This is a genomic window from Streptomyces sp. SolWspMP-5a-2 (genome assembly GCF_900091845.1).
Classification (GTDB): domain Bacteria; phylum Actinomycetota; class Actinomycetes; order Streptomycetales; family Streptomycetaceae; genus Streptomyces; species Streptomyces doudnae.
In genome coordinates, this window is the sequence record NZ_FMCI01000020.1 from 1 (window position 1) to 10,322 (window position 10,322).

Consider the following 10,322-nt stretch of genomic DNA (forward strand, 5'->3'; position numbering starts at 1 on the left):
CGCGGCCCTACCTGGAGCTGCTGCGGCTTGACCGGCCGGTGGGCGGCTGGCTGCTGGTGCTGCCCGGCTGGATCGCCCTGGCGGCGGTCGCCGCACCCCGCGAGGGTCTGCTGCTGGGGCCGCTGCTCCTGGTGTTCGGGGTGGTGTCGCGCGGGGCCGCCTGCGGGCTCGACGACGTGCTGGACGCGCGGTTCGACGCCCGGGTGCCGAGGACGGCGGGCCGTCCCGTCGCCTCCGGGCGGCTGAGCGCCGGGCGGGCCCTCGCGCTCTGCGTCGTGCTCGGCGCGCTCGCCCCGCTGGTGCTGGCGTTCTGGAGCGCGGAGGCCGTGCTGTGGGCGGCGGCCGGGGCGCCCCTCGCCGCCGTCTACCCGCTGCTGAAGCGGGTCACCCACTGGCCGCACGTGTGGCTGGGCGTCACCATCAACTGGCTGGTCCCGCTGGTCTACGCCCTGCTGCGCGGCGGACCGGGAGACGGCGGCCCGGTGCTGTACGGGGCGCTGGTCTGCTGGGCCGTGGGGACGGACGTGATCTACGCCTGCCAGGACCGGGAGGCCGACGTGCGGGCCGGGGTGCGGTCGGCCCCGGTGCTGCTGGGGCCGAGGAGCCGTCTGCTGGTCGCCGGTGTGTACGCGGGGTGCGTGGCGCTGCTCGGCTGGTTCGGGGCGGTGGCCGGGCTCGGTCCGCTGTTCTGGCCCGGACTGGGCGTCGTCGCCGGGCAGTTGGCGTGGCAGGTGCGGCGGGCCGACCCGGCGGACGCCGCGGCCTGCGGGCGGGCGTTCGCCACCAACCCGCTCTGCGGGCTGCTCGTCCTCGCCGCCGTGCTCGCCGGACGGGTCGGTACCCTCGGCTGAGAGGGGACCGACCCTGGAGGCGCGGGTGGGAGTGCGGGAGAGGATCGCCGCGGAGCTGACGGCGACCATGCACGGCGGCGATCTCCGGCTGGAGCGGTACGCGGGGCCGCCCGGTGACCCCGGGCTGTTCGGGATCGTGCCGGACGACCCGGTGTGGCGGGTGCACGGGCACGCCACCGGGATGCTCACCGGCGGGTTCGCGGCGCTCATGCTCCAGTCGCTGCACCCGCTGGCCATGGCGGGCGTCGACCAGCACTCCGACTTCCGCGCCGATCCGGTCGGCCGGCTGAACGGGACCGTCCGGTTCGTCACCACGACCACCTTCGGCTCGGCCGAGGCCGCCCGTGAGGTGATCGGCCTGGTCAGCCGCATCCACACCCGGGTGCGCGGCACCGCCCCTGACGGCCGTCCCTACCGCGCGGACGACCCCGTCCTGCTCACCTGGGTGCACACCGCCGAGGTGCGCAGCTTCCTCGCCGGGCACCAGGTCTACGCGCCCCGGCGGGAGCGGCTGACGTCCGCCGAGTGCGACGCCTACTACCGCGGGGTCGCCCCGGTGGCCGAGGCGCTGGGCGCGCGGGACGTGCCGCGCACCGCCTCCGCCGCCGAGCGCTATCTCACCGGCATGCGCCCCGCGCTGCGCGCCACCCCGGCCGCGCTCGACTCCGTGCGGTTCCTGCGCCGGTTCGGCCGCACCCGGCGGGAGCGGTTCGTCGTCCGCCTGCTGATGAACGCCGCGGTCGGGCTGCTGCCCGGCTGGGCCCGCGCCGCGCTGGGCGTCCGCCGTCCGGCCGTGGTCCGCGTCTGCTGGGACCGGCCCCTGGCGGCGGCCGTCGGGCACGTCCTCGTCTGGGGGCTCGGCCCGTCGCAGATCCAGGCGGCCGCACGGGGCCGCCTGGCGGGGGCGCGACGGGGGTGAACCGGGCGGTACCGGCTACGCGGGCCACGCCTCCGCGAGCATCTTGCGGGTGTCCGCGAGGAGTTGGGGCAGCACCCGGGTGTGGCCGACCACCGGCATGAAGTTGGTGTCCCCGCCCCAGCGCGGCACCAGGTGCTGATGCAGGTGGGCGGCGATGCCCGCGCCCGCCACCGCGCCCTGGTTCATGCCGATGTTGAAGCCGTGCGCCCCGGACGCGGTGCGCAGGGCCGTCATCGCCTGCTTGGTCAGGGCCGCGAGCTCCGCCGTCTCCGGTTCGGTGAGGTCGGTGTAGTCGGCGACGTGCCGGTAGGGCACGACCATCAGGTGGCCGCCGTTGTAGGGGTACAGGTTGAGCACCGCGTACACGTGCTCCCCGCGGCGGACGACCAGGCCGTCCTCGTCGGACGCGGACGGGATCGAGCAGAAGGGGCAGCCGTCGCCCGCCCCCGGGCCGGTCGGCTTGTTCTCGCCCTGGATGTAGGCCATCCGATGGGGCGTCCACAGACGCTGGAACGCGTCCTGTGTCCCCACTCCCAGCTGCTGCTCCGGCTCACTCGTCATGCTGTGCAGCATATGGCGTCGCCCGTTCGGATCGTGTCGCCGGGGTTGGGGGAAAAGGCCCGCGGGTGAAGCTGGAGGGGTGGACGAAGACAGCCGCACGGCCCGCTGGGAGCGGCGCACGGAGATCCCCCTCTTCGTGGCGTCGCTGGTCTATCTCGCCTCGTACGCGGTGCGCGTGCTGGCCACCGGGCTGCCGGGCGATCTGCTGGACGTCTGCCTCGCCGTGACGGGCGCGATGTGGGTGGTGTTCGGTGTCGACTACGGGGTGCGCTGGCGCCTGAGCGGGCAGGGTCCGCGGTTCGTGCGGACGCACTGGCTGGACACGGTGACGCTGATGCTGCCGCTGCTGCGGCCGCTGCGGATCGTCCGGCTCTACCAGGCCGTCCAGAACAGGCGCGGCGAGCCCCGGCTGGCGCTCCAGGCGCGCGTGATGGCGTACGCGGGGCTCTGCACGGTGCTGCTCGGCTTCGCCGCGTCGCTCGCCGTCTACCAGCAGGAACGCGGGGCGCCCGGTGCCTCGATCACGACGTTCGGGGACTCCGTGTGGTGGGCGTGCGCGACCCTCGCGACGGTCGGCTACGGCGACGTGACGCCGGTGACCCCGGTCGGCCGGATCATCGCGGTCGGGATGATGGCGTGCGGGCTCGCGCTGCTGGGCGCGGTGACGGGGTCGTTCTCGTCGTGGCTGCTCCAGGTGTTCGCGCGGGAGGGCGACGAGAGGCCCCCGGGGACATGACGTCCCCGGGGGCCTCCCGCGAGCCGGGCGGACGGGACACCCCGGGGGCGTCCCACCGGCCGCGGCGCCGGATCAGACCTGCGCCCGCTCCTCGACCACCTTGGCGATCTTGGCGATGGCCTCGTCGAACGGGATGCCGTTCTCCTGGGCGCCGTCGCGGTAGCGGAACGAGACGGTGCCCGCGCTCATGTCGTCGTCCCCGACGATGATCATGAACGGCACCTTCTGGCGCTGCGCGTTGCGGATCTTCTTCTGCATGCGGTCCGACGACGCGTCGACCTCGACCCGCAGCCCCTGCTTCTTGGCCGCGGCGGCGAACGTGTCCAGGTAGCCGACGTGCGCGTCCCCGATCGGGATGCCCACCGCCTGCACCGGCGCGAGCCACGCCGGGAAGGCGCCCGCGTAGTGCTCCAGGAGCACCGCGAAGAACCGCTCGATGGAGCCGAACAGGGCGCGGTGGATCATCACCGGGCGCTGCTTGGAGCCGTCGGGGCCGGTGTACTCCAGGTCGAAGCGCTCGGGCAGGTTGAAGTCGAGCTGGACGGTCGACATCTGCCAGGTGCGGCCGATGGCGTCCTTGGTCTGCACGGAGATCTTCGGCCCGTAGAAGGCGGCGCCGCCCGGGTCGGGGACGAGTGGCAGGCCCTGCTTCTCGGCGACCGAGCGGAGCGTCTCGGTGGCCTCCTCCCAGACCTCGTCGGAGCCGACGAACTTCTCCGGGTCCTTGGTGGACAGCTCCAGGTAGAAGTCGGTGAGGCCGTAGTCGCGCAGCAGGTTCAGGACGAAGGTGAGCGTCTTGTCCAGCTCGTCCGCCATCTGCTCCTTGGTGCAGTAGATGTGCGCGTCGTCCTGGGTGAAGCCGCGGGCGCGGGTGAGGCCGTGCACCACACCGGACTTCTCGTACCGGTACACGGTCCCGAACTCGAAGAGGCGCAGCGGCAGTTCGCGGTAGGAGCGGCCGCGCGCGTCGAAGATCAGGTTGTGCATCGGGCAGTTCATGGGCTTGAGGTAGTAGTCCACGCCCTCGTCGAGCTGCATGGGCGGGTACATGCCGTCGGCGTACCAGTCCAGGTGCCCGGACGTCTCGAACAGCTTCCCCTTGGTGGCGTGCGGGGTGTAGACGAACTCGTAGCCCTCCTCCTCGTGGCGGCGGCGCGAGTAGTCCTCCATGACGCGGCGGACGATGCCGCCCTTGGGGTGGAAGACGGCGAGGCCCGAGCCGATCTGCTCCGGGACGGAGAACAGGTCGAGTTCGCTGCCGAGCTTGCGGTGGTCGCGCTTCTCGGCCTCGGCGAGGAAGTCGAGGTACGCCTTCAGCTCGTCCTTGGACGGCCAGGCGGTGCCGTAGATGCGCTGGAGCATCGGGTTCTTCTCGCTGCCGCGCCAGTAGGCGGCCGCGTTGCGCATCAGCTTGAACGCCGGGATGAGGCGGGTGGAGGGCAGGTGCGGGCCCCGGCAGAGGTCCTTCCAGCACAGCTCGCCGGTCTTGGCGTCCAGGTTGTCGTAGATCGTCAGCTCGCCCGCGCCGACCTCGACGTCGGCGCCGTCGTCGGAGGAGGCGGCGCCCTTGAGGCCGATCAGCTCCAGCTTGTACGGCTCGTCGGCCAGCTCCTCGCGGGCCGCCTCGTCGGTGACGACGCGGCGGGAGAAGCGCTGCCCGCGCTTCTGGATCTCCTGCATCTTCTTCTCGACGGCCTTGAGGTCCTCGGGCGTGAACGGCCGCTCGACGTCGAAGTCGTAGTAGAAGCCGTCCTTGACCGGCGGGCCGATGCCCAGCTTGGCCTCGGGGAAGATCTCCTGCACGGCCTGCGCCATGACGTGCGCGGTGGAGTGGCGCAGGATGTTCAGGCCGTCCTCGGAGGTGATCTCCACGGGCTCGACGGTCTCGCCGTCGCGCGGCTCGTACGCGAGGTCCTTCAGCTCGCCCGCCACCCGGGCGGCGACGATCGAACGCTCACCGGCGAAGAGGTCGGCGGCCGTGGTGCCCGTCGTCACCACACGCTCGTCCCGCTCGGAATCGCGTTGGATGATCACACGGACGTCTGACACCGGTCTCTCCTGACTGAAGGGGGTGCGGCGCCATACCAGGAGCGCGCGCAGGTAGGGATCGTACCGACCCGCACCCGCCGACCGCGAAACGGTTACCGGGGGTGGCCGCTCAGTCGCACTCGTCCCCGCCGCACGCCTCCCCGAAGACGTCGAGGTGCTCCTGGAGCGACTTCATCAGGCGGTCCCGGTCCGCCTCGTCCACCTGGACGGGGACGACGCCGGCGGCGCCGGTCAGCCGCCGGAAGCCGCCCCGGCGCTCCAGTCGCCCGTGCACCCGCACCGGCAGCCCGACCAGGTGGGCGTGCCCGGCGATCCGGTAGTCCTCCTCGCCGAGGGTGACGCGGACGTAGGGGACCTCGGCGCCGTCGAGCACCCGCAGCCGTATGCCGCCCTCGCCGCGCGCCCCGGAGCGGCGCATCCGTTCGACGGTGCCGGTGAGCCGCACCGGCACGGACGGCTCGTCGCGCAGGTAGCGCGCGCCCGCCTCGCGCAGCGCGGGCAGGTCGCCCGGGGAGAACTCGACGGGCTCGGCGGTGGCCGCGCACCCCTCGGGGACCCCGGCGGCGGGCGCCCACTCGACGGCGACGCGGGCGCCCTCGGTGCCGCGCACCAGCGCGATCAGGGCGTCGGTGAGTTCGCGGCTGGACCCGGCCTCGACGGCCCCGTCGAAGGCGTCCATGCCGCCGGTGGCCCGCCGGTAGTCGACGGCCTCCCGGACGGCGTGGAGCGCCTGGTGCAGGCGGACGGCGAGGGGGCGCCCCCCGGCGACCGGCACGAAGGCGGTGAGCCGGTCGGCGCCGGTCGCGGAGCCGACGAGGACGTGGTCGAGGAGCACGGCGGCGGCGTGCCGGTGGCGGGCGCCGTGGTAACCGGCCCTGGCGTGCGTGGCGAGCGCCCCGGCGAGCAGCATCTGCCGTGCGGCGGCGCGCAGTTGCTCCTGCACGCTCCAGGGCGTGGTGTCGGCGGGCCCGGTCGGCGCGTCCCGCCACCAGCGGATCTCGTCGCTGGGCACGGCGAGCCCGACGAGCACCTCGCGGGCGGCGGGGGTGCCGCTGCGGGCAAGGGCGAGGAGCGCCTCGCCGAGCAGGTCGTCGCTGTCGGGGAAGGAGCGGGTCTCGGGCACCAGCAGGCTGGTGCCGGTGCCGGGCCCCGGCGGGGTCCAGCGGCCGTAGCGGCCCGGTGCGCCGCCGCGCCGCTGCCAGCCGTGCCGGCGCAGCAGGGCCCCCAGGACGGCGGGGTCGACCCGGTCGGGCTCGGGCGGCCGGTGCCAGTCGGCGGTCGCGGGCGCCTCGGCGGGGTGCGGCCTGCCGGGCCGCAGGGGCTCGTCCAGCGGGCGGTGCGTCATGGCCTGCCTCCGGTCCCGACCCGCGCCATGATCTCGCACAGCGCCCGGTCGTCGAAGATGCGCGCGGTCGGAATCCGCACGGTGGTCCGGGTCCGGCCGGTGACGGGGTGGCCGGCGAGGTTGACCCAGTAGCAGCAGTGGCGCAGGTCGAGGCGGTCGTGGTCGGCGCGCAGCCAGTCGTCCTGGGAGCGCGGGACGAGCATCACGACGAGGATCTTGTGGACGGAGACCGGGGTGCGGGCGAGTTTGCGCAGGTGGTCGTTGTCCAGGGTGAAGGCGAAGGAGGGGCCGGGCGGCCTGGGGGCGACCTGGTAGGTGCACTTGAGCTGCACCTTGATGGTGACCTCGTCGTCCACGGTGTGTCCCGGCGAGCCGTGGCTGACGTGCCAGTCGATGCCGTTGTCCGGGAACGGCTGGGAGAGCGAGCAGCCCGCGGCGGCGGCGACCGCGTGCAGATAGCCGACCTGCAACGTCTCCATGCAGGCGGTGGTGGCGAGAGTGCCGCGACGGGGGCCCGTGCGTTCGGGCAGCAGCCCGCTCCGCTCGGGCTGGGCTATCGCCATGACGAACAGCCTTCCAGGCCAAGGGTTTGTCTGCGACGGGCCGCTGAACTGCAAAGACCCGTACTCCTGTTGTGTCCTTCCGGCGTACGGCGCAAACGGCCCGGGTATCACCAAACAGGCAGAAGACGGGACGTCAGCTGCCGTAGGTGAACGAGGAGTTGGGTTGGGATGACGTGCTGGTACGAGGGGCCGCTCGCGGCCTTCGACACGGAGACCACGGGTGTGGACGTCGAGTCCGACCGGATCGTCTCGGCGGCCGTGGTCGTCCAGGACGCTCCGGGTTCCCGGCCGCGGGTGGCCCGTTGGCTGGTCAACCCGGGCGTGCCGGTGCCGGAGGCGGCGACCGCGGTGCACGGGCTGACGGACGAGCACCTGCGGCGCAACGGCCGGTGGCCGGCGCCCGTGGTGCTGGAGATAGCGGACGCGCTGGCCGAACAGGCGGCCCTGCGCAGGCCGTTGGTGGTGATGAACGCGCCGTTCGATCTGACGCTGCTCGACCGTGAGCTGCGCAGGCACCGGGCGTCGTCGCTGGACAGGTGGTTCGAGGCGGTGCCGCTGCGGGTGCTGGATCCGCGGGTGCTGGACAAGCACCTGGACCGGTACCGCAAGGGCCGCCGGACGCTGACGGACCTGTGCGCGCACTACGAGGTGACGCTGGAGGGCGCGCACGACGCGGGCGCGGACGCCCTCGCGTCGCTCGAGGTGGTGCGGGCGCTGGGCCGCCGGTTCGCGACCCGCCTGGAGCGGCTCTCCCCCGGCGAGTTGCACACGTTGCAGACGACGTGGCACGCGGCGCAGGCCCGGGGTCTGCAGGCGTGGTTCGCGCGCAGCGGCACCCCGGAGACGGTGGATCCGGCCTGGCCGCTGCGCCGGGACCTGCCCGCGGCGGCGTGAACAGCGGAAAGCCGGTCCGTCGGGGACGGACCGGCTTTCTCCGGGTGGGCGATACTGGGTTCGAACCAGTGACCTCTTCGGTGTGAACGAAGCGCTCTCCCACTGAGCTAATCGCCCGGGAACGGACTGAACCATACAGGGATTCCCGGGGTTCCTTCAAACCGCTTCCAGGCGGGCCGCGAGCCCCCGCCGTCCGGCCCGCATCATCAGCCGGTGGTTGGCGCGGAAGACCGCGCGGCCGGGGACGGCGAGCCGTCTGAGCAGCGTTCTGCGCACGACGACCTCCTGGTCGTAGCGGACGTGGGTGCCGGTGCCGTGCGCAGTGAGGGTCCAGCGGGCCCGGCCTTCGAGGTCGCCGGTCAGGGAGACCTCCAGGATCCCGGCCCCGGGGTCGCGGCGGGTGGCGCGGGCGGTGAGGGTGAGGGTGTACGGGAGGGTGGCGCGGATGCGGACGACGCCGCTGTCCGCGTCGATCGGGGTCACCCGGCGCACCTGCGGCCACCAGCGCGGATAGTCCTCGGCGCGTTCGAGGACCCGGTACACGGCGGCCGGGGGCGCGGCGAGCGTCCACTCGACGCGGAAGCGGTGGTGGGACCAGTCCATGGGCAGAAGTGTGCCCGCGCGGGGGGCCCGCACCCGGCATCTGAGTACGGAGTGAGTACCGGCGCTCATGCCGGTCGGCGGGGCCGCGACCACACTCCGGGACATGACACCTTTTCCGCCGCCTGCCGAGGAGCTGCGGCTGATCGACGCCGAGCTGGGCGCCCTGGACGCCCGGCGGGCGCAGTTGCTGACGCGCCGGGCCTGGCTGGTAGCGGCCCTGTACCGGCCGGTGCCCTTGCCCGCCCCGGCGCCGCCCCGCCCGGAGACGCCCGCGCCCCGGGTGCAGAACGTGCTCCTGCTGCTGGGCGGGGTGCTGCTGACCCTCGCGGCGGTGGCGTTCACGCTGGTCAGCTGGGGCGAGTTGAGCATCGCGCGGCGGGCCGCGGTGCTGGGCGTGACGACCCTCGCGGTGCTGGCGGCGCCGGTGGCGCTGCGACGGCGGGGGCTGCGGGCGACGGCCGAGTCGGTGGCCGGGATCGGCCTCGCGCTGACCGCGCTGGACGCGTACGCGCTGCACGCGACGGCACTGTCGGGGACGGACGCGACGGGGTACGCGGCGGTGGCGACGGCGGTGCTGGCCCTGACCTGGACGGGGTACGGCGCGGCCGTGAACACCGGGGCCCTCACGACCGGGCGGTTCGGCGCGGGGGCGCGGGCGGGACGGGACGCGGCGGGGCAGGAGGGGACGGCGCCGCGGGCGGACGGGAGGAGCGGCGACGGGGTGCCAGGGCTGCGGCTGCCGCTGCCCGCCGCGCTCGCGGTCGCCCAACTGCCGCTGCTGCTCGGGGCGGTGGCGGTGGGCGCCGGTCCGTACACGGTGGCCCTCGTGCTGCTGCTGACGTCGGCGGCGGACACCGTGGTGGCGTTCCGGTGCGCCGGTGGCGTGGTCCGGGTCGTCGCGCTGGTCGGGGCGTACGGCGCGGGCGCCTGGGCCGTGCTGGCGGCGCTCTGGTTCTGGGCGGTCGCGGGCGACCTGTCCACCGCCGCGAGGGCCGCGACGCTGCTGGCCCTGCCGGCGGGGCTGTCGCTGGCCGCCGCCCGGCGGCTCTCCGACAACCGGTACGCGACGGCGCACGCGCTGGTCGGCGGGCTGTTCCTGGTGGGCGCGCTGGGCACCGTGCCGCACGCGCTGCTGCCGTCCGGCTGGACGGTGCCGGTCCATCTGGCTCTCGGCATCGCCCTGCCCGCGCTCGCGCGGACCTCGCCGCGCGCGGCGCTGCGGCACGGCGCGCTGGGGGCGTCGGCCGGGGTGCAGGGCCTGGCGCTGCTGTGCGCGGTGCCGACGGTCGGGCTGACGCTGCTGGGTCCGGTGTCCTGGGCGGCGCGGGTCTGGTCGGGGGCCCCGGCGGACGCGCGGGCCGCGGTCACGGTGGGCGGGCTCTGGCCCCCGCACGCGTGGACGGCGCCGGTGGTGCTCGTGTCGGTGGCCGCCGTGCTCGCCCTCGCGGTCCGTGCCCCGGTGTGGCGTCCCCGGGCGCTGACGGGCGCGCTCTGCCTGGCGTGGGCGGCGCTGTGGGCCCTGCCCGCCGTCCTCGCGCTCCCCCACCCGGCGTCCCTGGCGCTCCAGTTCGCCGTCACGGCGGCGCTGCTGCTGTCGTCCCGCACCCGGCTGCCGGGGCTGGTCCTCGCGCTGGCCGGCTCCGTCCTCCTGGTCTGCTCGGCGCTGGCGGGCCGGACGGAGACGCTGTCCGTGCTGGCGGCGCTGACCCTGCTCTGGGCGGGGGCGTGCCGGGCGCCCGGCCGCCGGGTCTGCGCGGCTCCGGCCGCGCTGGTGCTCGCCGCCGCGCTGGCCGTCGCGTCG

At 74.6% G+C, this 10,322-nt stretch carries 10 protein-coding genes and 1 tRNA gene; 5 read left to right on the plus strand and 6 right to left on the minus strand.

The window, feature by feature from the left end; translation table 11 throughout:
- Window positions 1-851: 4-hydroxybenzoate octaprenyltransferase (locus GA0115242_RS00945; protein ID WP_093823441.1), on the plus strand; the 851-nt coding region annotated here is incomplete at its 5' end.
- Between the two features lie 25 nt (window positions 852-876).
- Complete coding sequence (locus GA0115242_RS00950; protein ID WP_256089339.1) at window positions 877-1,770, plus strand: oxygenase MpaB family protein; 894 nt, start codon at window positions 877-879, stop codon at window positions 1,768-1,770.
- A 15-nt stretch (window positions 1,771-1,785) separates the two neighbouring features.
- Here GA0115242_RS00950 and GA0115242_RS00955 read toward each other — a convergent pair whose 3' ends face one another.
- A complete protein-coding gene (locus GA0115242_RS00955; RefSeq protein WP_093823443.1) occupies window positions 1,786-2,343 on the minus strand; it encodes an HIT family protein in 558 nt (185 codons plus the stop codon).
- 67 nt (window positions 2,344-2,410) lie between these two features.
- On the opposite strand from GA0115242_RS00955, the gene GA0115242_RS00960 reads away from it, so the two are divergent.
- The gene (locus GA0115242_RS00960) at window positions 2,411-3,067 is read left to right on the plus strand and encodes a potassium channel family protein (protein ID WP_093823444.1); all 657 of its coding nucleotides are present in this window, start codon (window positions 2,411-2,413) and stop codon (window positions 3,065-3,067) included.
- A gap of 72 nt (window positions 3,068-3,139) precedes the next feature.
- On the opposite strand, the gene thrS is transcribed toward GA0115242_RS00960, so the two are convergent.
- The 3 genes from thrS to GA0115242_RS00975 all read right to left on the minus strand — a co-directional run bounded on the left by thrS (window position 3,140) and on the right by GA0115242_RS00975 (window position 7,024).
- A complete protein-coding gene (gene thrS / locus GA0115242_RS00965; protein WP_093823446.1) occupies window positions 3,140-5,116 on the minus strand; it encodes a threonine--tRNA ligase in 1,977 nt (658 codons plus the stop codon).
- Between the two features lie 109 nt (window positions 5,117-5,225).
- Window positions 5,226-6,461: a hypothetical protein gene (locus tag GA0115242_RS00970; protein ID WP_093823448.1), complete on the minus strand. Its 1,236-nt coding sequence runs from the start codon at window positions 6,459-6,461 to the stop codon at window positions 5,226-5,228.
- Window positions 6,458-7,024 (minus strand): DUF4365 domain-containing protein, encoded by a 567-nt coding sequence (locus GA0115242_RS00975; RefSeq protein ID WP_093823450.1) that lies wholly within the window; start codon window positions 7,022-7,024, stop codon window positions 6,458-6,460. The genes GA0115242_RS00970 and GA0115242_RS00975 overlap by 4 nt, the downstream gene beginning before the upstream one ends.
- A 168-nt stretch (window positions 7,025-7,192) precedes the next feature.
- Here GA0115242_RS00975 and GA0115242_RS00980 point away from each other — a divergent pair, with 168 nt between their 5' ends.
- Window positions 7,193-7,918 carry a 3'-5' exonuclease gene (locus GA0115242_RS00980; RefSeq protein WP_093823452.1) on the plus strand — a complete coding sequence of 242 codons (726 nt, stop codon included), beginning with the start codon at window positions 7,193-7,195 and terminating at the stop codon, window positions 7,916-7,918.
- A 45-nt stretch (window positions 7,919-7,963) separates the two neighbouring features.
- Here GA0115242_RS00980 and GA0115242_RS00985 read toward each other — a convergent pair.
- Both GA0115242_RS00985 and GA0115242_RS00990 read right to left on the minus strand, forming a co-directional pair.
- Window positions 7,964-8,035: transfer RNA gene (locus tag GA0115242_RS00985), tRNA-Val, on the minus strand.
- 39 nt (window positions 8,036-8,074) lie between these two features.
- On the minus strand, window positions 8,075-8,521 hold the full coding sequence (locus GA0115242_RS00990; RefSeq protein ID WP_093823457.1) for an SRPBCC family protein: 447 nt from the start codon (window positions 8,519-8,521) through the stop codon (window positions 8,075-8,077).
- Window positions 8,522-8,624: 103 nt separating this feature from the next.
- Between GA0115242_RS00990 and GA0115242_RS00995 the strand changes: the two genes are divergently transcribed.
- The coding region (locus tag GA0115242_RS00995; protein ID WP_141721443.1) for a hypothetical protein at window positions 8,625-10,322 on the plus strand (1,698 nt) is incomplete at its 3' end.

Coding starts and splice junctions, on each gene's coding strand:
- GA0115242_RS00955 (WP_093823443.1), bottom strand. CDS start 2,343: ATGCTGCACAGCATGACGAGTGAGCCGGAGCAGCAGCTGGGAGTGGGG.
- GA0115242_RS00990 (WP_093823457.1), bottom strand. CDS start 8,521: ATGGACTGGTCCCACCACCGCTTCCGCGTCGAGTGGACGCTCGCCGCG.
- GA0115242_RS00975 (WP_093823450.1), bottom strand. CDS start 7,024: ATGGCGATAGCCCAGCCCGAGCGGAGCGGGCTGCTGCCCGAACGCACG.
- GA0115242_RS00970 (WP_093823448.1), bottom strand. CDS start 6,461: ATGACGCACCGCCCGCTGGACGAGCCCCTGCGGCCCGGCAGGCCGCAC.
- GA0115242_RS00980 (WP_093823452.1), top strand. CDS start 7,193: ATGACGTGCTGGTACGAGGGGCCGCTCGCGGCCTTCGACACGGAGACC.